The following is a 24,841-nucleotide window of genomic DNA, read 5'->3' as shown; positions in this document are numbered from 1 at the left end:
CCGACGCAGAGAAAGGTGGTAGCTATGCGTTGACGTCCTCCAGGTGCCGACTCGCGACCACCTTCCCCTTCGGGGTGAGCGCCGGGCCGTCCGGGGAGTCCTGGATGAGGCCGTCGGCCTCGAGGTCCTGGAGGAGCATCGACACCGCCGAGGAGTCCTTGCCGAGGATGCTCGCCAGCGGCATCCCCTCCATATCGCCGGTGGAGTACATCGCCACCAGCACCTCGGTCTTGTCCTGCGTGAGCTCGACGTCCTGGAGCTGTTCCATCAGCTCGGAGTACTCCCGCCGGAGGTAGCGCCCGAGGATGGACATCTTCCGGGCGGAGGCCAACGCCGCCATCGTCGTGACGGCGGTACCGCCCTTCATGTGCCGGACCTCCAGCACGGGCCGGGTCCCGCCGGCGACCTCCCGGCTGGAGCGGCTGAAGTCCGAGACCGTCTCCAGGTCGACCGTGAAGGTCCCGTCGTCGCGCCGGAACTCGACCGTGCCCGGCGTGAGGAACAGCCGGGCAGTGCGGAACTCGGCGTCGGTGACGCGGCCGCCGACCCGGGCGCGTTCCTTGACCGTGGTCTCCGTGCCGTTGACGATGGCCTTGAACAGGACGGTGCCGAACTTCTCGATCTTCTCGGCGTCGGCCTCGACGGCCGCGACCAGTCGCCGGCCGTTGCGCTCGAAGGCGACGGTCACCGTCGAGTCGAAGAAGTCGCCCAGGTCCGGCGGCACCTGGCCGATGGCGATGTCGAAGATGGCGTCCAGCGGGATCGTCAGTTTGTCGTCCTCGCTTGCGGCCAGCACCAGCCGCTTCTGGGAGAGGACCACGCGTCCCTTGATGGGGTCCCCGCGGGACGAGGCCTCGGAGTTGAACTGGCCGACGAAGTCGGCGATGACTGACTCCGACATACGGCTGTCACCGGTGGTACAGTCCCGCGGATATTGAGGGTTTCGCGCGAGTATCAGTCGGGAGAACGGGAGCTACCCGTCGAGGTCCCGCGCGATGTCCGACAGCGAGTCGTCGGGGTCGTCGGTAGCGGTGTAGACGACGCGCTTGCCGGGGGTCCGGAGGCCGTACTCGTGGTCGGCGGTGACGACGTCTAAGTGAGCCGACCCGCCCAGCTGGACGGCTGCGTCGGCGATCCACTCGGCGAGGCGGTTCGGCCCGTCGCGCTCGCGGGCCTGCCGGCGGTTGTCGGCGACGTGACGGACGACGGTGTCCCCGTCGAGGCTGGTCTCGACGGCCGCGAAGCCGTCGTCGCCGTCGAGGGCGAGGCCGACCACGTCGCCGTCGTCGAGGCCGACGGCGTCGGGCAGGACGACCTGCGGGCGGCCCGAGCGGCCCACCTGCTCGACGGCCACGCGATGCGTCTCGACGGTCTCGTGGTCGCTGGGGAGGCGCTCTGGCACTCGTTACTCGTCGTCGCCCAGCAGGTCCGCGACGGCGTCGCCGCCGCGGTCGGCGATGCGGGCGTTGATCTGGCGCGTCTGGTCGCTGACCTCGCGGCCGCGGACGGTGATGCGCTTGCGCTCGCCGTCGCGGGTCGGGTTGAAGCCGACGCCGCCGTCGGTGAGGATCTCCTCGGTGCCGGTGCCGCGGAGGTCCGACCGCATCGGGCGGCCGGCGGCGTCGGTGCCGCCGGTGAGTTCGAGCGTGTAGCCGTCGAGGCCGACGGCGCTGCCGTCGACCTCGTCGCCGAGCTCGCGGCCGATGAATCGGTTCGCGTCCTGTCCGTCCACGTCGATCTGGTACGTGTGGCCGTCCTCCGGGTCGGAGACGGCGACGGTGAATTCAGCCATACCCGAGAGGTATCGACCGCGCTTCAAAAGCGCATCGAAGCGAGGGCGGTCGGTGCCGGCCCCACAGCGGGGCGAGACCGGGCTACTCGTCGGCGGCGACGACCGTACTGACCCGGGCGTTCTCCTTGAGCCGCAGGCCCGCGCCGCCGACCGACAGCGGCACCCGGGGCAGTTCGTCGACGTGCAGCGTCGGGTGGGAGCCGCCGCGTTCCAGCAGTTCCGTCCGGGGCTGGAGCGTCACCGTCGCCTCGCCGGTCAGGGACTCGTTGAACTCAAGGAGGTACTGGCCCGCCCGCAGCGTCCACCACTCGTAGTCGTCGTCGGGGTTCCGCTTCGCGCTCGCGTGGGGCGCGGTCCCGGCGGATTCGAGTTCGCCGCCGCCGAAGTCGACCCGACCGGGCTCGACGACCTCGTGGACGGCGGCGACGGTGAGATCGACGCCGTCGCTCTCGGTCTGTGTCGGTTCGTGGACCAGGTCGGTGACGTAGTCGGTGAGGTCGGTCACGTCGGTCGTGTCGGACGCCGGCGGCAAAACCCTGGGGGCGCGGCGAGACCGGGGCTACGAGATGTCGATGTGGCGGCCCTCGGGCCGGTCGTCGTCGACCGGGAGCCGGACCGTCAACACCCCGTCCGCGAGCGTCGCCGAGATCTCGTCCTCCCGGACCGCCCGCGGGAGGCCGACGCTACGGTGGAACACCTTCGTCCGTTCACCCGGTTCGCGGTGTTCGGCCTCAACGTGGAGCCGGCGGTCCCGCCAGCGCAGGTCGACGTCGTCGCGGTCGTAGCCGGCGAGTTCGACCAGGACGACGAACGCGTCGTCCTCGCGGTACAGTTCGACGCCCTTGTCCGGGTGGTGGGTCGGCATACGTGACAGTTCGGCAACTGGTGTGAAAAAGCTAGCCGGCCGTTCCCGGGCGGCGAGAGCGCGGGGCTTTTGCCCGCCCGACGACTCCGGTCGGGTATGAGCACGCACACGGAGTTTCTCGCCGGCGAGCGGCCCGAGGACGTCCTCTTTTTCCTCCACGAGGACGCCGTCTCGAACCCGGGCGCGCTGGCGGAGTACGCCGACGCGGTCGGGGACGGCCACGTCCTCGTCCTGCCGGGGGACGACGGCCGGAGCGCCTTCCAGTCCGCGACCGGGATCGACCCGATGGCGTTGGCACAGGAGGCGATGGACACCGAGGGCGACGTCCACGACGACCTGACCGGCGGGGCGTGTCCCGCCGCCGGCGAGGGCGAGACTCACGGGACGCGCTTCGTCTTCGCGTTCGCCGAGGAACAGAACGAGGACGTGGGCGGCATCTACGCCGACGGCGACGTGATCCACGCCTACGCCGTCTGCGAGTGCGGCCAGCGGTACAGCGACAAGTGGGTCGCCGGCGAGACCGACGACTGACTACAGTCTGAACGGTTCGACGAGGCGGGCAAGCAACGCCCGCGGGAGGCCGGCGAGGACACTTCCGTCGTGGGAGACGGTGTGTCCGACCTCGTCTCTCCCGACACCGTGGCGGAGGTGTTGGACGCCGTCGACGAACAGCCACCCGCCGACGAGCGCGCCGCTGAGCGGAATCCAGACCGGAGCAGTGAGGGCGGCGGCGTAGCCGGCCGCCGCGAGCACGAGCAGGCCGAACAGGGCGTTGTCGGCGTAGTCGCCGACGGCCGCGGCCGCGGCGTCGGTCAGCAGTCGCAGACAGAGGAACAGCGCCGCGGCCGCGGCGGCGAACGGGAGCGATCGGTCGAGGACGTAGAGCGTCGCGCCGACGATCGTGGCCGTCAGGAGTTCGCCGGCCGCCGTCTCGCGGTCGGGAACCCACGCGGGGAGGGCGGGAGACATCGTCGTGGCGTTCCGCCGCCGGGAACGTGAGCCTTTCGCGCTATCCCGGGAACAGACCGAGCAACGCGAGCGCGATCCCCAACCCGACGAGGAAGGTCCCCATCAGCCGGGCGTACTGCCGCTGCTTCTCGCGGGCCTGCTCGGGGTTCCGGTCCCACTCCTCGGCGGCCACCCAGTTGCGGACCGACAGCGGACGGGCGACCGAGTAGACGCCGCCGGCGACGGCGACGACACCGAGCGAGAGGAGGAGGGCGTTCACCACCGCTACCGTCCCGCGTCGAGCCTCTCGGCCGCCGCGGTCCCGGTCATCGCTCCGTCTCGACCCCCGCGTCCTCGTCGGGGAGCCGCCGGAACGCGTCGACGATGGCCTGCTTCGCCACCGCGCCCTGCGTCGTCCAGTGGTGCGCGTAGTCCATCATGTCGTCGTAGATGTCGGGCTTGCAGCCGGCGGCCTTGGGGTGGCCGCCGCCGTTGACCTGCTGGGCGACCTCGTGGGCGCGCTCGAAGTTCTCGGTCCCGCGGATGGAGGCCGATCCGGCCGGTTTGACGATTACGGCGGCGTCGGCCCCCCGCTCGCGCAGCGCCTCGGCGACCTCGTTCTGCGAGCAGCGGCCGTAGGTGACGCCGACGGTCCAGCCCGCGACCTCCCGCAGCTCGGCGCGGTCGACGGCCTTCTCGATCAGCGCCTCCTTCTCGACGCGCTTGTCGGCGATGTACTCGTGGAGCGCCGGCGAGAGGTCGGGCCCGTGCTCGGTGACGGCCTCGATGTACTCCTCGGGCTCGCTCCAGTGTGCGAAGTCCGCCAGGTCGTCGCTGCGCTCGTCGTCCCGGATCCAGAGGTCGTGGTCCCGGGTGACGGCGGCCAGTTCCGCCCACTGCTCGCCGAACTCGTGGTCGAGTTCCGACAGCGCCACGTCGGCGGTACAGACCTCCTCGGAGTCGCCGACGGTCCGCTCGACGCCGGCGTCGTCGACGGCGTCGGCCAGGTCGGACTCCCACTGGTGGTGGTCGTACCAGACGACCCGGGCGACGGCTTCGACGAGGTCGTCCAGCGCGCCGAGGTCGTCCTCGCCGTCGGGACAGAGGTCACAGACGAAGACGGTCGCGTCGGGTTCGGCGTACTCGGCGGTCCAGGCCAGCGCCTCCTGGAGTTCGTGCGGGCCGGCCGGCAGCAGCGCGCCCTCGCCGTGGGCCTCGCGGATCAGCGCGGTACAGGCCAGCCCGTCGGCGTCCGGGTCGGCGATCACCACGACCCCCGCGCCGTCGAGCGTCTCGGCGGCCTCCGCCTCGGCCTGTTCTTCCTCGTGGGAGTCGGGGACGAAGAAGCCCTCGCCGGGCAGGAGGGACTTGCGCCCGACCGAGAGCCGTTCGTCGTCGATGAGCCAGTCGTCCATAGCCGGAGATACCGCCGACGGGCTATGAAGCCGGCGGTCCGGCCGCCGGGGGCGCGTTCACAGCGACCAGACCGCTCGGCCGGGCGTGTGGTGGACCCAGGTCTCGTCGCTCCGGAGGAATCGGGGGTTCCGCCACCGGAACCGGACGTTGCCTACGTAGGAGAAGCCGTCGTCGAGGGCGTCCGGGACCACGCGACAGCGCGAGCAGGCGGTCAAGGAGCGGCGGGTCGCCTCGGCCGCCGGCGTGAACACCTGGCGGGCGGCGTTCTCCGTGTCGTCGCTCAGGTCCCGGACCGTCACCTCGTCGGTCGCCCGAGCGCCGGGGCCGACGTCGTCGAGGCGAGCGTCGAAGTCCGCCGCGAGGACGACCCGGTCGGCGCGGTACCGCTCGTCCGCGCCGGCCGCGGCCCCGCCCGTGATCGTCGCGGTCGTGTCGACGACCACGGCCGGGTCCCCGTCGTCGTCCCGGCGGTAGCTCAGGAAGTCCCGCCTGTCGAGGTTCCCGACCGGGCCGCGCCCGCGGATCCGGGCGATGCCGGCGGGGACGTGTTCGCCGCGACGCCCGACGTGGCGGAACGGGACGACACAGCGCCGTTCGGGCGGGTCGAGCGTCTCCGCCAGCGTCCACGGGAGGTCGCCCGGGAGCTCGGTGCCGACGAACAGGTGCGTGTCGAGGCGGCCGCCCCGCGGCACCGCGGCGGCGATCCGGAGGTCGGGTTCCCACCCCTCCTGGACGAAGCCACACCGGGCGTCGAGCCGCCGGCAGGCGCGCAGGAGCGTCCCCTGTGCGTCCGGGCCGGCGACGGCGGTCGGCGTCCCCGCGGCGAGGCGGCGACGGACACGGTCGGTCGTGCCGGGCGGGTAGACGGCCAGGGTCGCCTCGGCGGGGTCGTCGGTCCGGTCGGCCTCGGTGTCGGGGAGCGAGACGTCGGCGGCGGCGAAGACCGTCTCGCCGGCGAGCGTGGGGCCGTCGGGGACGCTGTCGTCGGGCGATCCTGTCGAGAGGGCGGAACAGCCGGTCAGGGCGGCGAACGTGCCGCTGGTGGCGGCTGCGAGGAAGGAGCGGCGGGAGGGCATCGCCCCGGCTTCGGCCGGTCGCGGCCTGTATCTTGTGGTCCGGTCAGCGTGCCCGTCGCTCCGGGTTCGCCTCGCCCTCGAGCTGTCGGACCGTCAGCACCGGCATCGGGGCCCGGCGGACGATCTCCTCGGCGACGCTGCCAAGCAGGAACGCGTGTTCGCCGTGCCGACCGCGTGTGCCGGTGGCGACGAGGTCGGCGTCGTGTTCCTCGGCGTACCGGCAGATCTCGTCGGCCGGGTCGCCCTCTCGGACGGCGGTGACGACGTCCTCGGCGGAGTCGGCGTCGGCCGCCTCGCGGACGAACGACAGCGCCCGGCCGCCGGTCGTCGCAAGCGCCCGCTCCAGTTCCTCGCGGACCTCCGCCGGCGTGGCCTCGACCTCGCCGGCGTCGACGACGTACAGCGCGTGGACCGTCGCGTCGAAGCGGTCGGCGAGGTCGAGGGCGGCCTCGACGGCCCGCTCGGCGCTCCCGGATCCGTCCGTCGCGATGACCACCGTCTCGAACATACGATCGAGTTCCCCCGGGACGACCAAAAAGCCGCCCCATCGGCCGCCGCGAGGAGGTGGCTTTTTGCCCGCCGGGGTTCCAGATGGGCGTGATGGACATCGACCTCGTGCTCGTGCCCGTCGACGGGAGCGAGCGGGCCGAGCGGGCGGCCGACTGCGCTGTGGCCGTCGCCGAGCGCTACGGTGCCGATCTCCACCTGCTGTTCGTCGTCGACGAGCGCCTCCAGCGGGACATCGACGCCGGCCGCGTCGACCCCGAGGCCGTCGCCGAGGACCACCGGACGTACACGGAGCGCGTCCGGTCTTCGTTCGGCGGGACCGGCGGGAGCCTCGACAGCTCCACGGCCGCGGCGTTCTCCGAGCACCGGCTGATGCAGACGCCCGGCAGCGTCGTCCTCGACGCCGCCGAGGACGTGGACGCGGACTTCATCGTCGTCCCGCGCGAGGGCGAGGGCGGCGAGGCGGCCGTCGGTCGCGCCGCGCTGTACGTCCTGGAGTACGCCAGCCAGCCCGTCCTCTCCGTCTAGAGCTGGATCGCCATCTCGACCTCGAAGCTCTCGGCGTTGCTCGTCTCGAAGCCGACCGAGCGGTAGACGGCCATCGCCGCGTCGTTCCAGCGCTCGACGGTCAGCCACACCCGCCCGATCCCCGCGGCCTGTCCCTGCCCGAGCAGCGTCTCGACCAGCGCCGTCCCGATGCCGGCCCCCTGGTGGGACTGGAGGACGAAGATGGCCAGCTCGTGTTCGTCGTGCTGGTCCGGGACCAGCGTCGCGTGGCCCACGACCGCGCCGTCGTGGCGGGCGAGGAGGTTGACACAGTTGTCGTCGAGGATGGTGTCGAGCCACCGCTCGATGGCCTCCTCCCGGACCGGCGGGATGCCCTGTGCGCGGTCGGCGGGGTCGAAGTCGAGGTACATCGACACCAGCGCCTCGCGGTCGGCCTCGCTGGCCGCCACCAGTTCGACGTCGCGGCCCTCGGCGTCGGTGAACGTCCGGGGCGGACGGGGGAACTCGCCGGCCGCTTCGTCGGGGAAGTCCCGGGTCATCTGACGAGCGTGACCGGGGTCTGGGCGTTCAACAGGACGAACTCGACGACGGAGCCGAGCTGGATCTTCCCCAGCGGGGACCGCTCGCCGCCGCCCAGCACGATGCGGTCGAAGTCCTCGCTCTCGGCGATGTCGACGAGCTCGCTCCCCGGCGAGTCCCCCTCGATCAGCCGGATCTCCGCCTCGAGGTCGTGGTCGGCGAGGGTCGCCTCGACGCGCTCGCGGACGGCCTCGGCGTCGGTGTCGACCTCCTCGTTGTCGAAGATGGCGACGGTCACCTCGTCGCCCGTCTCCGCGGCTCGCGATACTGTCTGTTCGAGTGCCTCGTAGGAGAGATCGCTCCCCCCGACACCGAGCAGGATGTGCATACCCGACGAATCGCCGTCAGTGGTCAAAAAGCCACCCCCACGACCCCGTCGTGGGAGAGCGCGCCACGGTCGCTGCCGGCGGGCGATACCCTTTTTCGCCGGGGCCACGCAGACACGGCCATGACCGACGGACCGCCGGGCGACGACGAGCCCACCCGCGTCGTCCAGCCACACGAGGGCGGCGAGGAGGAGACTGCCGACGGGGAGCCGGACGGGACCGAACCGGCCTCGCCGGCGGACGCGACCGACGGCGAGGCGGACGTGCCCGCCGACGTGCGCAAGTACGAACGGTTCACGAAGATCGAGGGCGGGACCTACGACCGCGCCAACGAGTTCCTGCGCGAGCGGACCTACATCACCGCCCGGGAGTGGGCCATCGCCCGCCTCTGTGCGGACTTCCGGACCGAGACCGGCGTCGAGATGACGAAGATCGGCGAGAACCTCCCCGAGCTGGTGCCGTTCATGACCGACACCTACACGCCCCAGGCGGTCAACCAGGCCCGGGCCGCCTTCGAGGAGAAGGTCCGGAAGGCCGGCGCGACGTTCCTCTACGGCGCGATGTCGGACTTCTTCACCGCCGAGGAACTGGACGACGTGATGTACGAGTCCACCGAGGTCGCGAAGTTCCTGCTGGAGGTGGAGGGGGTCGACCTCGCCGTCGAGGAGGAGATGGCCGCGGAGGACCGCATCTCCTCGGTGATGCGCGAGGTCCGGGAGCACTCGGCGGCGCTGCGCCACGACGAGGTCTGCTGTCCCGAGTGCGGCCACGAGTTCGATGCCGGCGACGTGACCGAGTGAGCGACCGATGGACCCCCGCAGGAAGGCCCTCCTCACCGACGGCGGTATCGCCGTGCTCGCGCTCGCGCAGGTGTGGCTGAACCTCGACGACGGCGTGTCCTGGCCGCTGGCCGCGCTGTTCGGCGTCGCGACCGTCGGAGCCACCTGGGCGAGCGAGCACGGACGGTTCGACCGGCTGCCGGGGACGCGCCTCCAGCGCCTCGTCGCGGCGGTCGCGGTCGGCGGCGCGGCGATCCTGGGGGGCGGACTCGCGCTCGGTCCGGACCGCATCACCGCGATCCTGCTGGCCGGGCTGGCGGGACTCGGTGCCGGGATGCTCTGCTACCGCACCTACTTCGGGCTCGTTCGCCCGGTCCCGGATCGGCGGGTCGCGCGGGCACGCCGCCCTTAGCTCACGCCGAGTACCTTCCCGCACTGCTTGCAGCGCCAGACGTCCCTGATGTCGACGCCGAGCCGGATACGCGGCGGGCCGTCCTCCTGCTCGACCAGTTCCAGTTCCTCGACCTCGTCGTGGTCGAGGTCGTCGGTCGTCTCCAGCGTCGCGCCGCAGTTCTCACACGTTGGCATACCGCACAGACGGGAGCGAAGGAGAAGGTGTCAGCGCGACTGTGAGAAATATTCACACACCCGAACTCACTCGACGACTTCCCCGTCCGCGTCCCTGACGTTCCGTCCGCGAGCGGGGTAGAACACGTCCTCCGCGGGATCGGCCTCGTAGACCACCGACCCGCGGACCATCGTCCACTCGGGGAAGACCGCGTCGAACCCCTCGAAGGGCGTCCAGCCACAGTCGGTGTGCAGGTCCCCGCCCCGGATCTCGGTCGTCTCCGTGGTGTCGACCAGCACCAGGTCGGCGTCCCGGCCGGCCTCGATCCGGCCCTTCTGTGGCACGTCGAACACCTCGGCGGGGTTGGCGGCGGTGAGGTCCCGTACCCGCTCGTAGGTCAGCGGCGTCTCCGGGTCGGCGGCCTCGGCCAGCAGGAGCGGCAGCGCCGTCTCGACGCCCGGCACGCCGGAGGGGGCGTCCCAGATGTCCGCGTCCTTCTCCGCGCGGGTGTGGGGCGCGTGGTCGGTCGCGATCATGTCCACGGTGCCGTCGGCGACCCGCTCGTACACCTCCCGGCGGCGCTTCTCGCGTCGCAGCGGCGGGTTCATCCGCCCGAACGTCCCCAGCTCCGAGAGGTCCCGCCGCGAGAGCAGCAGGTGGTGGGGCGTCACCTCCGTCGTCATCCCGGCCTCGGCGGCCGCGTCGATCCCCTCGGGCGTCGACGTGTGGGCGATGTGGACGCGCGCGCCGACCCGCTGGGCGGCCTCGCAGGCCCGCCGGACCGCCGTCGCCTCCGCCTCGGCCGTGCGGTAGGCGCTCCAGGCGTCGGCGTCGTCGCGGGCCCGGGCGTCCTCGTTGAAGTAGTCGGCGTCCTCCGCGTGGACGGTGACGGTGACGCCGGCGTCGGTCGCGGCCGCCAGCGCGTCCTCGAACAGGTCCGTCTCGATGCCCATGTCGCCCGTCGAGTCCGCGAGGAACACCTCACCCAGCGCGAACAGCCGTCGCGAGAGGAGGCTCTCGGGGCCCCAGTCGGCGGTGACGCCGCCGTTGATCCCCCAGTCGATCACCGAGTCGGCCGCGAACTCCGCCTTCCGGTCGAAGGCCGCGCCGTCGACCGTCGGCGGGTCCGTGTTTGGCTGGTCGACCACCGTCGTCACGCCGCCGGCCGCCGCCGCCCGGGAGCCGTCGGCCCACGTCTCCTTGTGGGGGTAGCCCGGCTGTCGGAAGTGGACGTGCGCGTCGATCATCCCCGGGAACAGCCGCTTGCCGCCGGCGTCGACGGCCTCGTCCTCGCCGTCGAGGTCCCGGCCGACCTCGGCGATGGTCTCGCCCCGGACGCGGACGTCCCGTTGCCGACCGTCCGCGAGCGTCGCGTTGCGTACGAGCATACCTCCCCTCCTGCCGGCGCGCCCCTAAGTGTCTCGGAACGGGGGAGCGAAACGGTCGTGACGGGGGGACGGGCCGGGAGGGAGTTGAACCACGGTCGGACGTGCTCGCTGCGCTGCGCGCGACCTCCCTGATTCAACGCCCTCCGTGGCGTTGTCACTGCTCACTGTCGTTGGCAGGACAACGGGCCGGGAGGGAGTTGAACCCCCGACCATCTGGTTAAAAGCCAGACGCTCTGCCTGACTGAGCTACCGGCCCTCGGTAACGGCTGGGGGGACCCGAGGCTAAGATCTTACGGTCCGTCGCCGAGTTCCGACGCCAGCGCCTCGCTGACGACCTCGCTGGGGGAGGCGGCGTCGAGCGCGGCCTGGCGGCGGAGCTCGCAGTACGCGTCGACGTCGACGGTGACGGTGAGCTCGCCGAGTCGGTAGCCGACATCGGCCAGCGCCTGCTCGACGGAGGTCCCCTCGTTGGTGCCGCTGGCGACGGCGCGGATCTCGCGGACGGTGAGGTCGTGGTCCAGCGCCGCCCACGCCAGCAGCAGCCGGGCCTTCCCGGAGAGGCGCGCGATGTGCTTGGCGGCGGTGGGCGCGATCTCGCCTTTCGCCACGTGGATGCGGACGGAGCGCGGCAGGTCGTGGACGCGGGACCACTTGCGGATGAACGACACCGTGGCGTCCCCGCCCGCGCGCTCGGCGGCGGCCTTGTACGACCCCTCGCCGCGGACCAGCGCCGCACACGCCGCCGCGCCCCGCAACATGAAGACGTTGTCGTCGGCCCCGGCCGTGTTCTCGGAGAACTGTCGCACCGTCCGGGCCGCGAGTTCGAGGCTCTCGGCGTCCTCGGGGTCGAACTCGACGGCCTCGTCGGCGCGCTGCCCGGTGAGGTCGGGGTCGCCACGGATGACGGGTTTGCCGACGGGAGACTCGCGGTCCGTCGACGGCGAACGCTCAGGCATCACACCATCGTTAGCGGTCGCGGCACAAAAGGGTCTCGTCCGGGAGAATCAGTCGTCCGCAGCGCTCTCGCGCGTCTCGCTCATGTGTTCCCAGATCTCGGTGCAGCCACAGCCGTCCTCGACGTCGTCGAGGTGATCGGTCGCCGGTTCGTCGTCCAGTTCGTCCGCTCGGGCGTCGGAGTCGTCGTGGGTCTGTTGTGCGTCGGTCATCGTTTCGTGTGGAGCGGCGACGGCTCGCCGCGTGTCGCTACTACCCCGTAACGGCCCACCCACCATAAGGCCGCACTCTCCTGTAAGCTTCACCCGCGCTGCCGTCTGTAGGGTTATGTTGCCGCTACCACGGACGGTCGGGCGTGTCTGTTTCCCCCGTGTGAGCGCGACCCACTCACCGCCCGAAGGCGGTCGAACGTGTTCGGCCCCGGCGAAACTTGCGAGCGGCGACGCCCTCACGGTCCTCGGGGATCTAATGAGATGTAATGACGACCGACGTTCACCAGCTCGACGACGGGGCCTGGATCTCGGTCAACGACTCCCGGGAAGTGAACGTCTCTGACCTGTGGCTGTTGGCGGAGAGTGACTTCTGTGGCTGTGAGACGACCGATTTCCTCGCCGAGGGGTTCGTCGAGGTCGGCGTCGACCACCCCGACATCCAGGCGCGCATCGCGGGCCAGTGCATCGCGTGTGGCGAGAGCGGCGTCACCGACTGGCTCACCGTCGGCCGCGTCGTAGATCCCGAGAGCGGCGACTTCTACGGCGTCGTCCACGAGAGCGTCCACATCCCGGCGAAGCGCACCCGGCTGGCCGACGGGGACGAATAGGCAACATACTCCTGTTTCGGGGAGCGGGGGAGACGGTTGACGGCAAAGCGTCTCGTTTAAGGCTGGAGCTCTAGTGACGGTACACGACCAACTATGCCGAGCAAGGTAGAGAAGTGGAAGAGCGAGGTCTACGGTAACGAGATCCGCGAGCACCTGATGGAGTTCGCGGAGGAGGGGTGGGACGCCATCCCCGACGACGAACACGACGCGTGGTTCGAGCGCTTCAAGTGGTGGGGCCTGTACCACCAGCGCTCCGGCCAGGAGTCGTACTTCATGATGCGGATCGGGACGCCCAACGGCGTCATCGAGCCCGGGCAACTGGAGGTCATCGGCGAGGTCGCCCGCGACTACGCCACCGGTCCCGCCGACAACCCCGAGTTCGGCGAGGCCTACTGTGACTGGACGACCCGCCAGTCCATCCAGCTGCACTGGATCAAGCTGGAGGACATCCCGGAGATCTTCGAGAAACTGGAGTCGGTCGGGCTGACGACCCAGCAGGCCTGTGGCGACTCCTGGCGCAACATCGTCGGCTGCCCGGTCGCCGGCAAGGACAAGCACGAGCACATCGACGCCTGGGGCACCGCCGAGGAGCTCCACGAGACGTTCAAGGGCAACGACGACTACGCCAACCTCCCGCGCAAGTGGAAGGTCGCCGTGACGGGCTGTGACGAGGGCTGTGGGCAGGGCGACATCAACGACCTCGCCTTCGAGCCCGCCGAGAAGGACGGCGAGATCGGCTACAACGTCCGCGTCGGCGGCGGCCTCTCCCGGAAGGAGGCCCGGCTGGCCCGCGACATCGACGTCTGGGTCCCCGAGGAGAAGGCCGCGGACCTCGCCCACGGGATGTCCGCGCTGTTCCGCGAGTACGGCGACCGCGACGACCGCTTCAACGCCCGCATCAAGTTCCTCGTCGACGAGTGGGGGCCCGAGAAGATGCGCCAGGTCCTCCAGGACGAGTTCGTCGACTGGGAACTCGAGACCGCCGGGGACGACATGCGCGACCAGTACACGTACAACTCCGGCGGCAACGAGGGCCACGACGACCACGTCGGCATCCACGAGCAGAAGAACGGCGACTACTACGTCGGCCTGAACGTCCTCGTCGGCCGGATGGGAGCGGAGGACGTCATCGAACTGGCCGAGCTCGCCGACGAGTACGGCTCCGGCGAGGTCCGGCTGACCCAGCGACAGAACGTCATCGTCACGGACGTGCCCGAGGAGAACCTCGACGCGTTCACCAGCGAGCCGCTGCTGGAGGACTACTCGCCCGAGCCGTCGCCGTTCATGCGCGGCTCCATCGCCTGTACGGGCACTGAGTACTGCTCGCTCTCGATCGTCGAGACGAAGAACCGCCAGGTGCGGTACGCCCGCTGGCTGCGCGACAACGTCGAGCTCCCCGACGACCACGAGGACTTCCACGTCCACCTCTCGGGCTGTACCGCCTCCTGTGCCCAGCCCCAGATCGCCGACGTCTCCCTGCGCGGGATGAAGACCCGCAAGGACGGCGAGCCCGTCGAGGCGCTTGACATCGGCCTGGGCGGCGGCCTCGGCGAGGACCCGCGCTTCGCCGACTGGGTGGAGATGCGCGTCCCCGCCGACGAGGTGCCCGGGGCGATCAAGAACCTCGTGAACTCCTTCAAGGACCGCCGCGAGGACGGCGAGACGTTCCGTGACTTCGTCGCCGACCGCGACGAGGAGACCCTCTCGGAGCTGGTCGAACCCGAGGAGACCGACTACCACGACCCGTATATGCACAACACCAAGCAGACGTGGTACCCCTACGCCGAGGACGACGACATGGACGCCTCGCCCGCGCCGACGAACGGCCAGGGCGAGCCGCTCCCCTCGGACGACTAGGGCACGCCTGCTCGGCACTCGGACGCGATTCTGCCGCCGGCCACTCGACCGGACGAACCACCGGAGAGCAAACCTTATCGGCGGCAGTCGTCTACCCCCGTCCGGCAGCGGGAGGCCGGCTCCCGTGCCGAGAGGCATGAGGAAAGTCCCCCCACCCGTCGGACGGGTGACCGGGCGCAAGTCCGGGGCGGGAGACCGTCGGCGATGGAACAGCAACGACACGTCGCTGTGAGACCGATGAGGTGCGCGACGCCCGAGCGACGGGTCACGAGGCGGACCGTCTCGTGGCCCGGAAGCGAGGGCAAGCTAACCCACCGAGGGCCATCGAGGGCCACCGTCCGGTGCCCCTCGCTCACGGCGGACCGATGGAACGGCGAATCCTCACCGGTGCAAGGCCGCGTCGACAGGTAGTCCGACACCGCGCGCGAGCGCTGGACGCGGCCGCTGAGCCGAATGCCGGCCCGAACAGAAGGGGGCTTACTCCCCGCAGCCGCGTTCTGCCACAACGCACAAATGCGCCCACGGCAACGGGTAGACGATGGACAGACGAGCCGCGGCCGCGGCGCTGGTGGTGCTTGCGGTCGGCCTGGCCGGCTGTGGAGCCGTCGTCGACGGGGCCGAGTCGTTGGCGGGGACCGACAGCCACCCCCTCGCGGGCGAGACCGCCACCGTCGCCGTCGACGGGACCGACCGCGAGCGCGCGCTCGTCGCCGACGCGCTGGCCTACTGGGAGCGCGAGGCACCGACCCACGCCGGGTTCGACGTCGCCTTCCGGCTGGTCGGCCCCGGCGAGACGCCGACCGACGGCCCGCTGGACGTCCGGGTTCGGTTCGTCGACGAGGTCACCGACTGCGGCGGGGCCGACTACTCGGCGGGCTGTGCGCCCCAGATCAACGCCTCGACGCGGTTCGACCGCCCCGCGTCGGTGTCGATCCAGCGAGGGCTGGCCAACGAGTCGACGCGGCTCGTCGTCGAGCACGAACTCGGCCACGTCCTGGGCCTGTCCCACGACGACGAGCCCCGGGACGTGATGCGCCACCGGCGCGAGCTGGCGAGGCTTCCCGAGCCCAACGCCACCGAGCGGCCGGTCCCGTGGCCCGACGCGACGCTGACCGTCGCCGTCGACAACGGGAGTCTGCCGGCCGACGAGCGGGCGGCCTACCGCCGCGAGGTGGGCTACGCGATGGCCTACGTCGCCGAGGGGGCCGACGGCACCGTCCCGGGCAACGTCACCGTCGAGTGGGCGGCCGACCCCGAGTCGGCGGACCTCGTCGTCCGAGCCGTCGACGAGGCCGACTGTCGTGACAGCGCCGGTTCCTGCGTGCTGGTGGAGGGGATCGACCCCGACCAGGACCGCGCCATCGAGACGTACACCCGCGTCGAGGTGGTGCTCGTCGACCTCGACCGCGAGGCCGCGAGCTGGCACGTCGCCCGGCAGACGCTGGTCGCCTTCGGCGTCCCCGCCGACGAGCTCCCCGAACCGATGGCCGACGCCACCTACGCGGAGCGCCGCGGCGAGTGGCACGGGTGAGGGCGGCGACCCGAACGGTTAGGGACGACGCGGGCGTACGGCCGGTAGTCGTGACCGCGACGCCGGAGCTCACCGTCGAGCGCGCCGACGCGGACACCGTCGGACGCGTCGAGCGACTCCTCGAGGAGAGCGGCCTCCCCTCCTCGGACGTCCGCGACGCGCCCGAGCGGTTCCGCCTGGCGGTCGCCGAGGGGGACCTGGTCGCGGTCGGCGGCCTGCGGGTCGAGGGATCGGACGCCCTGCTGCGCTCGCTGGCCGTCCCCGAGGCGTATCGCGGCGAGGGGTACGGGAGCGCGCTCTGTGCCCACCTCGAACGGGCGGCCCGGCGGGAGGGCGTCGAGCGGCTCTACCTGCTGACGACGACCGCCGCGGCGTTCTTCCGCGCGCGAGGGTACGACCCGGTCGAGCGAGAGCGGGTCCCGCCGTCGATCCGGGCGACGAGCCAGTTCGCCGACCTGTGCCCGGCGACGGCGACCTGCCTCGTCAGGCCGCTCGACTGACCGCGGCCGTCGGCGGCGGACTGGTCCGACGGTTTCAAGCCCGCGCCGGGTCCACCGTCGTGTATGACCGCAGACGACCTCCTCGCGTCCGTCCGCGACGACAAGCAGACCGAGCTCTCCCGGCTCGGTTCCTCGAAGACCCTGTACGCCGACACACGCGGCGAGATGGAGGAAGCCGCCGTCCGGGCGGCCGCCGCCACCCGCGAGCAGGCCGCCGTCGACACGTTCTCCGCGTGGGCCGACGACGCCGACGGCGACGCCGCCGACCTGTTCGCCCGCGCCGCCGACGACGCCGCCGAGCGGCTCGACGACCTGGCGGCTCACGCCGAGGACCGCGAGCTGGGGATGCACGCGAAACTGGACGGCTACGACGCGACCGTCGAGCGGCTGGGCGGGCTGGTCGGCTGGACCCTGGTCGACGGGAAGGTCAAGGAACAGCTGACCGGCTTCTTCACCGGGCAGGCCGACCCGGGGACGGCGAGCACGTTCCGCAGCGCCCGCGACGGGGTCGAGGCGCTCCGCGAGGACGCCGCCGACCTGCTGGACGCCGCCTGCGAGAGCGACGGGGACTGGGAGACCGCCGAGAACGCGGCCGCGGACGTGATCGCCGCCGCCTACGACCACTACTTCGAGACGCTGGAGGAGCTGGGCGTCAACCCCAAGCCCGTCTGCTGAGGCGGCGAGCGGCGCGGTCGGTTCGCGGGGGACCGCGGCGCGGTCAGTACGTGTCGAGGTTCGTCCCGACCGAGCAGACGTACTCGCCGGTCGCGACCTGCGGGAGCCGTCGGGACCGCCAGAACACGCCCGAGGAGTCGGCGGTCACCTCGGCCTTCTGCCCGCCGAACACGTCGGTGATCTCGAACAGCGTCTCGCCCCGCGAGACGCGGTCGCCCAGCTCCACCTGGAAGTCGACCAGGCCGCCGGCGGGCGAGCCGTACTGCTCGAAGCCGGTCGCGCGGGTCTGCGGGCGGGGACTGTGGCGGCCCGTCAGGAAGCCGTAGTACTCCAGGACGTTGAACACGCCCTCGACGCCCTTCTGGATGGAGCCCTCGTCCCAGCCGACACAGCCGCCCAGTTCGGGGTCGACGGTCGGGACGCCCTCGTCGGGGGCCGCACGGGCCAGTTGGCCGTCGGGACCCTTCTGATCGAGGATGTACCCGCAGCCGAAGACCTTCGCGAGTTCGAGGCAGTCGTCGTGGAGGCGGTGCCGGGAGCCACAGCGCACCCGACACTCCTCTAACATCCGCGAGGTCGACCCCTGGTGGAGGTCCAGCACGAGGTCCGCGCCGACGGCGGCGTCGAAGGTGGCGGCGGCGATGCGCTCGCTGGAGGTGCCCGTCTCGTCGCCGGGGTACGCACGGTTCATCTTCGTGTCGTCGATGGGGTTGCGGTGCTCGGCGACCTGGAAGGCGTGGTAGTTGACGACCCCACAGACGAGGACGGTCCCGGAGAGTTCCGCCGGGTCCAGTCGCGGGAGGACCCGCTGGATGACCCCCACGCCGTTCAGTTCGTCGCCGTCGCTGGCCGCCTGCAGGTAGAGCGTCTTGCCGTCGGCGGCACCGTTGACCACGGCCACCGGAAGCCCCACCGGGCTGCCGTCGCGGGTTTCGCCGACCTCCAACCGCCCCGTGTCGACCTCGCCGGGGGCGGCCGTCGCCGTACCGAAAGTTACCATTACCCGCGTGTTCGGACTGTCGGCCTTTACTGGTTCGGATTCCCCACGGTCTTGCGGCCGGGACCGGGGGAGTCTTGGGCCGGCACCCCCTACCGGACGGTGTGTCAGACAGCGAGTCAGAGAGCGGCGTCGCGGCGCTGGTGACGGCGCTGAACGTCCCGCGGAACGCGAAGGTGGGGTTCGGGCTGTCGGCCGTCCTGACGGTCGCGATCCTCGTCCTGTTCGTCGTCCTCCCCGGCACGAACCGGCCCGAGGCGCTGTACCTCGCGCTGGCGTTCGTGTTGCTCGTCTCCCTGGGCGGGCTGCTGACGGCGTTTTTCACGGCCGGCTCGGTGCTGGTGCTGGCGCTCCGGGGCGGCCCGGACTGACCACCCGCCGGCACGCGGTCGGCCCGTCAGTCGGCGGTGCCCTCCGCCAGTTCGGTGAACCGTTCGGCCCCCGACCGGGTCCCCTTCGCCAGGAGCACGTCCCCGGCCCGCAGCGGCGTCTCCGGTCCCGGCGAGACCACCCAGTCGCCGCCCTCGCGCCCGGTGCGTGCGCTCTCGCCCTCGCCCCGTCTGACGGCGATGATGCGCATCCCCGTCGCCGTCTTCACGGCGGCCTCGCCGATGGTCCGCCCGGCGAGGCCGCTCGCCTCGGCGACGGTCGCCCGGACGATGATCTCGTCTGACTCCCGGACGGCCTCGGCGACGACCCGGTGGGTCGACAGCCCCCGCAGGACGCCCTCGCTGATCTCCAGGGCGGCGTCGGAGATGACCTCCGTCGAGCGCGCGAGGTGGACCAGCCCCCGCAGCGAGACCGGATCGTCGACGTCTTTCGCGGCCCGCAGCGTCCAGGCCTCGAACCGGGACTGGAGGGCGTCGACCTCGGCCTCCAGTTCGACCACCTCCTCGGCGACCGTCTCGCTGTCGAACAGCACCGCGCCGTAGGCCAGGTCGACGGCGAGTTCGCCCATGTCCTTCATCACGACGATCGAGTCGACCGCGCGTTCGAGGTCCCGGCCCTCGCCCTGCGGTGGTTCGGGCGGTTCGTAGGCCTCGCCGGTGGCGTCGGCGTACACCTCGCCGACGCCGTCCTCCGGCCCCCGGAACAGGACCACGTCGTCGGCCGTCAGCCGCGTGTCCCGGTCGGGGTTGAGCAGCCACGACCCCTGTCGGCGGACGGCGATGGCCCGGACGCCCGTCTCCGTCTCCAGATTGAGGTCGCCCAGCGTCTGCCCGGCCAGCCGCGAGTCCGGGGCGATCGTCGCCCGCACCAGCGTCTCGACGGCCTCGGGGAGCGCCGCCCGCATCGTGTCCGGGAGGCCGATGTCTTCGAGCACGACTTTCGCGATGTCCCCGGCGGCGTCGCTGATCTTCTCGGCGGCTCCGACCATCCCCAGCACCGGGGCCAGCGCCTCGGCGTCGTCGGGCGATCGGCAGGCCATCAGCAGGCTCATCCGGGCGCGCAACTGGAGGACGTCCATCTTCGCCTCCAGTTCCAGCACCTCCCCCGCCACGTCGTCGCTGCCCAGCAACACCGCCGAGTACGAGAGGTCGATGAGCAACTCGGCGGTGTCCTTCATCTCCGCCAGCACCGCCTTCACGCTGACCGGCTCGTAGTCGACGGGCCCCGTCGGCTCCATAGCGCCCGCTTCGTGGCCGGGTCGCAAAAGCGTTCGCCGTCGGCGTCCGGTGTACGCTTAAGCCGCTGGCGAACCTATCACTGAGTATGAGTGACGGCCAGGAACCGACGGACGCCGGCATCCTCCCCGAACCGCTTCGCAGCGTGACGCCGCCGACCGGCTACCGGCCCGACACCGAGATGGACGCCATCGGCTGGAGCCTGTTTCTCGGTCTGCTGATCCTGCTGGTGCCGCTGTTGCCGTTCATCCTCATCGCGTGGGCGCTGGCTCGCGTGGGCGAACTGCTGACCGGGGGCGAGTAGTCAGGGCCGGCCGCTCGTCGACGTCCCGACCAGTTCGAACTCGGTCCCCGCGTCGGCCAGGCGCGCCCCCTGGTAGGCGACGTGGGCCGTCGCCACGTCCTGGATGGCGAGGCCCGTCGAGTCGAACAGCGTGATCCCGTCGTCGTCGATCCGGCCGTCGAGGTCGCCGGCGACGATGCTGCCGAGTTCGCCGTAGATGTCCGCCTCCGAGAGGGTCCCCTCGCTCCAGGGGACGTTGATCTCCCCGGAGTGGGTGCACTGCTCGTAGTCGTCGATGACCAGTTTCGCGTCCAGCAGGGTCCGGTCGTCGTGTTCGTGTTTGCCGGCGGCGTCGGCCCCGATGGCGTTGACGTGGGTATGCTCGCCGAGCCACTCGCGGTCGACGATGGGGGACTCGACCGGGGTGATCGTCGAGAGGACGTCACAGCCGGCTGCCTCCTCGATGCTGCCGGCGTGGACCGCGAACCGATCGCCGAAGTGCTCGGCGAAGGCGGTCTGTTTCGCCCGGTCGCGGTCGGCGACGACCACCGTCTCGATGTCCCGGACGGCCGCGATGGCCTCCAGCTGGGTGTAGGCCTGCGTGCCCGCGCCGACCAGCCCCAGCGAATCCGCGTCCGCGACCGCGAGGTGGTCGGTGGCGACGGCGGCGGCCGCGCCGGTCCGCAGGCGCGTGAGGACGGTCCCGTCCATCACCGCGAGCGGGAACGCGGTCTCGGGGTCCGAGTAGATGAGCGTCCCCAGCACCGTCGGCAGGTCGTGGTCGGCGGGGTTGTCCGGGTGGACGTTGACCCACTTGACCGCCGCGGCGTCCCAGTCGCCGGCGTGGACGTACGCCGGCATCGACCGGAAGTCGCCGTTGTACTGCGGGAGGTCGATGTAGGACTTGGCGGGCATGATGGTGTCGCCGCGGGCGTCGGCCGCGAAGGCCGACGCGACGGCGTCGATGACCGCGGGCAGGTCCGCGTGTTCAGCCACGTCGTCGGGGCCGAGCAGCAGCGTCTGCATACCTACCGCTCACACGTCGCGGCACTTAACTGTCCGATTCGGTTCCCTCGTGTGTACTCTCCCCGGGCGTTATGCCGCCGCGGGCCGACCGTCGTGTATGCACCGGGCGGGACTGGTCGCGCTGGCGCTGTGTCTCGTCACCGCCGGCTGTACCGGCTTCGTCGGCGGCGGCGGACCCGACAGGCCGGAGGCGGGTGTGACGCCGGCACCGGTCCCGACGGAGCCGCCGCGACAGGTCGCACCCGGACTCAGCGCCGCCGGCGTCACCGACGTGAACGCGCTGGCGCGGGCCCACGTCGGACGACTCTCGAACGCGTCGTACACGCTGCGGCACAGCCGGACCGTCCGGACCGCCGACGGGACGGTCCGCCTCCGGCAGGTGACGACGGGCGCGTTCGCGGCCAACTACCGGACGTACGTCGCCCGGCGGACGGTCACGGGGACCGGCGTCACCGACCGGACGGTCCGCACCCGCTGGGTCGAGGACCGGGCGGTGCAGTGGACGACGGTCAACGGGACGACGCGCCGGCAGGTCGTCGCCGACGGGGAGGGGATCGGCGCGCCCCCGCTGCCCCCGCGCGCGGCGCTGTTCTTCGACCCGACGTTCAACCGCCGGGTCGCCGCGCTGTTTTCCGGCGCGGACGTGACCGAGGTGCGCCGGACCCGCGAGGAGGTGATGCAGACCTACCGCGCACCGGTCGCCCGCGTGCGGGCCGACGGGGCCGTCGACCGGTCGCGGTTCCCGGTCGCCCCCGCGGATCGGGTCGGCGACGTGCGGTTCACCGCCGTCGTCGGTCCCGGCGGCCTCGTCTACAGCTACAGCACGCAGTACACGGTGGTCCGGGACGGGGCGCGGCTCCGGGTGACGGAGTCGCTGCGGTTCAGCCGGGTCGGCCGGACGACGCCGGCCGTCGGCGGGTGAGCGGGCGTCGGGTCGGTCTCGCAGTGGCCCGGTGCCGCCACGGTCCAGGCGTCGGGGCGCGGTGTGAACTGCCGGTGTGCTTTAGTGGACCGACACGAAACTTCCGTAATCAGAACCGCGGGACACAGACGCCAGCGACACGGCCCATCGAGCGGTGCCGTGTGGCTGATCGCGGCCGGTGGCAGTCGGTACCGGAGCGTTCCACCCGCCGGAGGACAGCCGATCGATGAACGATCACCCGTACACCACCCAGGACCGGTCACTCTGTCACGGCAGCGGCGCGACCGTTCAGAGGACACGGGATGCCTGATAGTTCGATGGTCGCACCGGACGACGAGCGGCCTCGGGTGGCTCTGGCGGTAAGCGGCGAGCGGAACCGCGAGCTCCTGCGGGAGTCGCTCGCGTCGTTCGAGACGGTCGGGGCGGACGGGTCCGTCCCGCCCGAGACGGACGTCTGCCTCGTCGACGAGACCCGCCTGGAACAGCTCCGGGACGCGCTGGGAACCTGGAAGGACAGCGAGGGAGCGGTGTACGCCCCGGTGCTGTTGCTCGCGAGGGATGCCGGGAACCCGTGGCGTCGGTACGGCGACGCGCTCGGGGACACCGTCGACGCGATCCAGCCGCTGCCGACCTCGGAACAGGCGCTCCGGTCGCAGGTCGAGGGGCTGTTGGAGACGCGATCCTACTCCGTCACCGCCCAGGAGCGGCTCGAACAGCTCGAGCGGTCCGAGCGGGCGATGGACGGCGCGAGCATCGGCATCAGTATGGCGGACGCGACCGATCCGGAGCTGCCGCTCACCTACGTCAACGACGGGTTCGTCGAGCTGACCGGTTACGACCGTGACGAGGCGCTCGGGCGGAACTGCCGGTTCCTCCAGGGCGAGGGGACCGACGAGGCCACCGTCGACGAGATCCGCGCGGCGCTGGAGGCCGAGGAGCCGGTGTCGGTCGAGATCCTGAACTACCGGGCCAGCGGCGAGCCGTTCTGGAACGCGTTGGACATCGAGCCGATCCGCGGCCCGGACGGCGACGTGACCCACTTCCTCGGGTTCCAGCGCGACATCACCGATCGGAAGACCCGGACGACCCTGCTGGAGCAGTACGAGCGCATCGTCCAGTCCATCGACGACCCGGTGCTGGTCCTCGACGACGAGGAGCGCATCCAGTACGCGAACCGGGCCGCGGTGGCGGCGTTCGGCCCCGACCAGCTCGTCGAGCGGGAGCTGACGGCGGTGTTCGAGCCCCGCGACGCCGCGGCGGTCCAGTCCGCGCTGGCCGACGTGGCCGACACGGGCGGTCCCGAGTCGTTCGAACTGGCGCTCGACACGCTCGGCCGGGGCCGCGCTGTCTTCCAGTTCCGCGCACAGCGGGCGGACTTCGAGTCGGAGGGGCTCGCTCGCCGCGTCATCCTGGTGGGCCGCGACATCTCCGACATCGCCGAACACCAGAACCGGCTCTCCGTGCTGGACCGGGTCCTCCGACACAACATCCGCAACAAGATGACCGTCGTCGCCGGCACCGCCGACCACATCACGAGGGTGGCCGAGGAGATCAGCGCCGACGAGCTGCGCGAGCTCGCGTCCCGCATCGAGGTGGCCGCCACGGACCTGCTCGACATCAGCGACGCCGCCCGGCAGTTCAACCGGAGCATCGACCCGACGGAGACGGACAGTCACCCGAGCGACCTCGCCGCGGTCGCCGAGGAGGTGGCGGCACACGCTCGTGCCACGTATCCGGACGTCCCGGTCGCGGTGTCGGCCCCCGAGACCGCCCGCGGGCGGTGTCCGGGCACGATCCACGCCTGCGTCGAGCAGCTGGTCGAGCGGGCCATCGAGCGCGGGTCGGACGAGGGCGGGATCACGATCGCCGTCGCCGGCCCGTCGGACGAGGACACCGTCGAGCTGACCGTCCGGACGGCCACCGGCAACCTCTCGGACATCGAACAGCGGGTCCTCCAGCGCGGGTCCGAACGCCAGCTCGACCACGCACCGGGCGTCGAGCTCTGGCTGGTGAAGTGGGCTGTCGACAACAGCGGCGGCCGGATGGACGTCGTCGACGACGGGAGCGGCATCCGGCTCACGTTCCCCAGCGCGGACTGACGGCCGCCGTCAGTCGTCGGCCGGCGAGAAGCCGGGCTGCCCGCCGCCGGCGTCGCTCGGCTGGGTGATCGTCTTGTAGAACATGATCAGCATCGAGACGACGAGGGCCCCGCCCCAGAGGAACCCCGTCGGCATCAGGAACCCCAGCCCGAACCCCTCGCCGAGCCAGACGATCCCGGGGATGCCCCACTGGCCAGCGACGAACAACCCCGTCACGGCGGTCCGAAGTCGGCCGGTCACGCCCACCGCCGGGACGGCAAAGCCCAGCACGATCGCCAGGATCGACAGCACCCCGAGGTGTGCGTGCCCGCCGATCATCCACCCCGGGACGCCCTGTCCGCCCGCGAGCCGGACGAACTGGTAGAGCCCGACGGTCATCATCGTCGCGAGTCCGAGGAATCCGGACGCCTTGAGCGCCTTTGTCATGGTCGTTTTCCCGAATATCTTCACTTACACTTAAGTTTTGTTCAATTTGCATTCGTCGCCGACAGATAGGGGTGCGTCGAACCGTGACCCGCCGGACCGGCGAGAGCGGTCTCGACTACGAGGTCAAGCTCCCCCTCCCGTCGGTCAGGGTAGTCGCCGGCTCACTGTCGACAGTGGTCGCGTCGACCCACCGGTCCGCTCCGGGGTCGCCGCGGGTGTGGCCGTCGGAGATACGGTTGCCGTCGGGGTGGCCGTCCCCGAGGAGCCGATCTGTCCCGAACAGCCGGCGGAGGCGGGAGCGACGGCGACGAGGAGCGCGGTCCGCCACGTACCGACCCACTGCCGTACCGCTGGTGAAGTCTTGTGCCGAGCGGC

General features: G+C 71.4%; 33 protein-coding genes, 1 tRNA gene and 1 other RNA gene. 14 read left to right on the top strand and 21 right to left on the bottom strand.

From position 1 onward, the window contains the following. Window positions 1-22: 22 nt before the first annotated feature. The 5 genes from P0592_RS08405 to P0592_RS08385 form a co-directional block, all read right to left on the bottom strand. Window positions 23-901, bottom strand: coding sequence for a CheF family chemotaxis protein (locus P0592_RS08405; protein ID WP_276273823.1), 879 nt, complete (start codon window positions 899-901; stop codon window positions 23-25). 72 nt (window positions 902-973) lie between these two features. Further along, the gene (locus P0592_RS08400) at window positions 974-1,402 is read right to left on the bottom strand and encodes a DUF7112 family protein (RefSeq protein WP_276273822.1); all 429 of its coding nucleotides are present in this window, start codon (window positions 1,400-1,402) and stop codon (window positions 974-976) included. Window positions 1,403-1,405: 3 nt separating this feature from the next. Next, window positions 1,406-1,792, bottom strand: a complete 387-nt coding sequence (locus tag P0592_RS08395) for a 30S ribosomal protein S6e (protein WP_276273821.1) — start codon at window positions 1,790-1,792, stop codon at window positions 1,406-1,408. A gap of 82 nt (window positions 1,793-1,874) precedes the next feature. After that, the gene (locus tag P0592_RS08390; protein ID WP_276273820.1) at window positions 1,875-2,297 is read right to left on the bottom strand and encodes a dCTP deaminase/dUTPase family protein; all 423 of its coding nucleotides are present in this window, start codon (window positions 2,295-2,297) and stop codon (window positions 1,875-1,877) included. A 54-nt stretch (window positions 2,298-2,351) separates the two neighbouring features. After that, window positions 2,352-2,657, bottom strand: coding sequence for an Hsp20/alpha crystallin family protein (locus P0592_RS08385; RefSeq protein ID WP_276273819.1), 306 nt, complete (start codon window positions 2,655-2,657; stop codon window positions 2,352-2,354). Window positions 2,658-2,753: 96 nt separating this feature from the next. Between P0592_RS08385 and P0592_RS08380 the strand changes: the two genes are divergently transcribed. Next, entirely contained in the window at window positions 2,754-3,188 is a 435-nt protein-coding gene (locus P0592_RS08380) for a DUF5807 family protein (RefSeq protein ID WP_276273818.1), read from the top strand. Here P0592_RS08380 and P0592_RS08375 read toward each other — a convergent pair whose 3' ends face one another. The 5 genes from P0592_RS08375 to P0592_RS08355 are packed head-to-tail and all read right to left on the bottom strand — an operon-like array spanning window position 3,189 to window position 6,605. Beyond that, window positions 3,189-3,626 (bottom strand): hypothetical protein, encoded by a 438-nt coding sequence (locus tag P0592_RS08375; protein WP_276273817.1) that lies wholly within the window; start codon window positions 3,624-3,626, stop codon window positions 3,189-3,191. A 40-nt stretch (window positions 3,627-3,666) separates the two neighbouring features. After that, a complete protein-coding gene (locus tag P0592_RS08370; RefSeq protein ID WP_276273816.1) occupies window positions 3,667-3,885 on the bottom strand; it encodes a hypothetical protein in 219 nt (72 codons plus the stop codon). Between the two features lie 46 nt (window positions 3,886-3,931). Beyond that, complete coding sequence (locus P0592_RS08365; RefSeq protein WP_276273815.1) at window positions 3,932-5,020, bottom strand: DHH family phosphoesterase; 1,089 nt, start codon at window positions 5,018-5,020, stop codon at window positions 3,932-3,934. 57 nt (window positions 5,021-5,077) lie between these two features. Next, window positions 5,078-6,097: a hypothetical protein gene (locus P0592_RS08360; RefSeq protein WP_276273814.1), complete on the bottom strand. Its 1,020-nt coding sequence runs from the start codon at window positions 6,095-6,097 to the stop codon at window positions 5,078-5,080. Between the two features lie 43 nt (window positions 6,098-6,140). Then, the gene (locus P0592_RS08355; protein ID WP_276273813.1) at window positions 6,141-6,605 is read right to left on the bottom strand and encodes a universal stress protein; all 465 of its coding nucleotides are present in this window, start codon (window positions 6,603-6,605) and stop codon (window positions 6,141-6,143) included. Window positions 6,606-6,697: 92 nt separating this feature from the next. Between P0592_RS08355 and P0592_RS08350 the strand changes: the two genes are divergently transcribed. Then, window positions 6,698-7,132 (top strand): universal stress protein, encoded by a 435-nt coding sequence (locus P0592_RS08350; protein ID WP_276273812.1) that lies wholly within the window; start codon window positions 6,698-6,700, stop codon window positions 7,130-7,132. On the opposite strand, the gene P0592_RS08345 is transcribed toward P0592_RS08350, so the two are convergent. Beyond that, complete coding sequence (locus P0592_RS08345) at window positions 7,129-7,650, bottom strand: GNAT family N-acetyltransferase (protein ID WP_276273811.1); 522 nt, start codon at window positions 7,648-7,650, stop codon at window positions 7,129-7,131. The two genes, P0592_RS08350 and P0592_RS08345, sit on opposite strands and share 4 nt — an antisense overlap. Further along, window positions 7,647-8,018, bottom strand: coding sequence for a universal stress protein (locus P0592_RS08340; protein ID WP_276273810.1), 372 nt, complete (start codon window positions 8,016-8,018; stop codon window positions 7,647-7,649). The genes P0592_RS08345 and P0592_RS08340 overlap by 4 nt, the downstream gene beginning before the upstream one ends. 120 nt (window positions 8,019-8,138) lie before the next feature. Between P0592_RS08340 and P0592_RS08335 the strand changes: the two genes are divergently transcribed. Next, window positions 8,139-8,816, top strand: a complete 678-nt coding sequence (locus tag P0592_RS08335; RefSeq protein WP_276273809.1) for a DUF5806 family protein — start codon at window positions 8,139-8,141, stop codon at window positions 8,814-8,816. 7 nt (window positions 8,817-8,823) lie between these two features. Then, on the top strand, window positions 8,824-9,207 hold the full coding sequence (locus P0592_RS08330) for a hypothetical protein (RefSeq protein WP_276273808.1): 384 nt from the start codon (window positions 8,824-8,826) through the stop codon (window positions 9,205-9,207). On the opposite strand, the gene P0592_RS08325 is transcribed toward P0592_RS08330, so the two are convergent. The 5 genes from P0592_RS08325 to P0592_RS08305 all read right to left on the bottom strand — a co-directional run bounded on the left by P0592_RS08325 (window position 9,204) and on the right by P0592_RS08305 (window position 11,917). Continuing rightward, complete coding sequence (locus P0592_RS08325) at window positions 9,204-9,383, bottom strand: hypothetical protein (RefSeq protein ID WP_276273807.1); 180 nt, start codon at window positions 9,381-9,383, stop codon at window positions 9,204-9,206. The two genes, P0592_RS08330 and P0592_RS08325, sit on opposite strands and share 4 nt — an antisense overlap. A gap of 66 nt (window positions 9,384-9,449) precedes the next feature. Next, window positions 9,450-10,751, bottom strand: a complete 1,302-nt coding sequence (locus P0592_RS08320) for a dihydroorotase (protein ID WP_276273806.1) — start codon at window positions 10,749-10,751, stop codon at window positions 9,450-9,452. A gap of 182 nt (window positions 10,752-10,933) precedes the next feature. Further along, window positions 10,934-11,007, bottom strand: a tRNA-Lys gene (locus P0592_RS08315). A 34-nt stretch (window positions 11,008-11,041) separates the two neighbouring features. Continuing rightward, a complete protein-coding gene (locus P0592_RS08310; RefSeq protein ID WP_276273805.1) occupies window positions 11,042-11,707 on the bottom strand; it encodes a DUF7119 family protein in 666 nt (221 codons plus the stop codon). A 48-nt stretch (window positions 11,708-11,755) separates the two neighbouring features. Continuing rightward, window positions 11,756-11,917, bottom strand: coding sequence for a hypothetical protein (locus P0592_RS08305; RefSeq protein WP_276273804.1), 162 nt, complete (start codon window positions 11,915-11,917; stop codon window positions 11,756-11,758). A 266-nt stretch (window positions 11,918-12,183) separates the two neighbouring features. Between P0592_RS08305 and P0592_RS08300 the strand changes: the two genes are divergently transcribed. The 6 genes from P0592_RS08300 to P0592_RS08275 all read left to right on the top strand — a co-directional run bounded on the left by P0592_RS08300 (window position 12,184) and on the right by P0592_RS08275 (window position 17,088). Beyond that, complete coding sequence (locus P0592_RS08300) at window positions 12,184-12,525, top strand: DUF8134 family protein (protein WP_276273803.1); 342 nt, start codon at window positions 12,184-12,186, stop codon at window positions 12,523-12,525. Between the two features lie 93 nt (window positions 12,526-12,618). Then, the gene (locus P0592_RS08295) at window positions 12,619-14,382 is read left to right on the top strand and encodes a nitrite/sulfite reductase (RefSeq protein ID WP_276273802.1); all 1,764 of its coding nucleotides are present in this window, start codon (window positions 12,619-12,621) and stop codon (window positions 14,380-14,382) included. 103 nt (window positions 14,383-14,485) lie between these two features. Beyond that, window positions 14,486-14,874: RNase P RNA component (gene rnpB / locus P0592_RS08290), an RNA gene on the top strand. A 46-nt stretch (window positions 14,875-14,920) separates the two neighbouring features. Further along, window positions 14,921-15,913: a matrixin family metalloprotease gene (locus P0592_RS08285; protein ID WP_276273801.1), complete on the top strand. Its 993-nt coding sequence runs from the start codon at window positions 14,921-14,923 to the stop codon at window positions 15,911-15,913. Between the two features lie 50 nt (window positions 15,914-15,963). Further along, the gene (gene arsN2, locus P0592_RS08280; RefSeq protein ID WP_276273800.1) at window positions 15,964-16,413 is read left to right on the top strand and encodes an arsenic resistance N-acetyltransferase ArsN2; all 450 of its coding nucleotides are present in this window, start codon (window positions 15,964-15,966) and stop codon (window positions 16,411-16,413) included. Window positions 16,414-16,476: 63 nt separating this feature from the next. Next, window positions 16,477-17,088, top strand: a complete 612-nt coding sequence (locus tag P0592_RS08275) for a rubrerythrin family protein (protein ID WP_276273799.1) — start codon at window positions 16,477-16,479, stop codon at window positions 17,086-17,088. 43 nt (window positions 17,089-17,131) lie between these two features. Here P0592_RS08275 and P0592_RS08270 read toward each other — a convergent pair whose 3' ends face one another. Further along, window positions 17,132-18,088 carry a succinylglutamate desuccinylase/aspartoacylase family protein gene (locus P0592_RS08270; RefSeq protein ID WP_276273798.1) on the bottom strand — a complete coding sequence of 319 codons (957 nt, stop codon included), beginning with the start codon at window positions 18,086-18,088 and terminating at the stop codon, window positions 17,132-17,134. A 101-nt stretch (window positions 18,089-18,189) separates the two neighbouring features. Between P0592_RS08270 and P0592_RS08265 the strand changes: the two genes are divergently transcribed. Next, on the top strand, window positions 18,190-18,456 hold the full coding sequence (locus P0592_RS08265) for a DUF7536 family protein (protein ID WP_419181121.1): 267 nt from the start codon (window positions 18,190-18,192) through the stop codon (window positions 18,454-18,456). A gap of 26 nt (window positions 18,457-18,482) precedes the next feature. Here the strand turns inward: P0592_RS08265 and P0592_RS08260 are convergent, their stop codons facing one another. Further along, the gene (locus P0592_RS08260) at window positions 18,483-19,712 is read right to left on the bottom strand and encodes a potassium channel family protein (protein WP_276273797.1); all 1,230 of its coding nucleotides are present in this window, start codon (window positions 19,710-19,712) and stop codon (window positions 18,483-18,485) included. A gap of 86 nt (window positions 19,713-19,798) precedes the next feature. Here P0592_RS08260 and P0592_RS08255 point away from each other — a divergent pair, with 86 nt between their 5' ends. Further along, a complete protein-coding gene (locus P0592_RS08255) occupies window positions 19,799-20,014 on the top strand; it encodes a DUF7535 family protein (protein ID WP_276273796.1) in 216 nt (71 codons plus the stop codon). Here P0592_RS08255 and P0592_RS08250 read toward each other — a convergent pair whose 3' ends face one another. Next, window positions 20,015-21,019 carry an ornithine cyclodeaminase family protein gene (locus P0592_RS08250; RefSeq protein WP_276273795.1) on the bottom strand — a complete coding sequence of 335 codons (1,005 nt, stop codon included), beginning with the start codon at window positions 21,017-21,019 and terminating at the stop codon, window positions 20,015-20,017. Window positions 21,020-21,116: 97 nt separating this feature from the next. On the opposite strand from P0592_RS08250, the gene P0592_RS08245 reads away from it, so the two are divergent. Beyond that, window positions 21,117-21,941, top strand: coding sequence for a hypothetical protein (locus P0592_RS08245; protein WP_276273794.1), 825 nt, complete (start codon window positions 21,117-21,119; stop codon window positions 21,939-21,941). A gap of 347 nt (window positions 21,942-22,288) precedes the next feature. After that, window positions 22,289-24,040: a PAS domain-containing protein gene (locus P0592_RS08240; protein ID WP_276273793.1), complete on the top strand. Its 1,752-nt coding sequence runs from the start codon at window positions 22,289-22,291 to the stop codon at window positions 24,038-24,040. Window positions 24,041-24,049: 9 nt separating this feature from the next. On the opposite strand, the gene P0592_RS08235 is transcribed toward P0592_RS08240, so the two are convergent. After that, window positions 24,050-24,466: a DUF8059 family membrane protein gene (locus P0592_RS08235; RefSeq protein ID WP_276273792.1), complete on the bottom strand. Its 417-nt coding sequence runs from the start codon at window positions 24,464-24,466 to the stop codon at window positions 24,050-24,052. Between the last annotated feature and the right edge of the window lie 375 nt (window positions 24,467-24,841).

Origin of the sequence: Haloarcula litorea (genome assembly GCF_029338195.1) — an archaeon.
Lineage (GTDB): Archaea > Halobacteriota > Halobacteria > Halobacteriales > Haloarculaceae > Haloarcula > Haloarcula litorea.
Note: the sequence above shows the minus strand (reverse complement) of the source record. Positions and strands in the feature narration are given on the sequence as shown.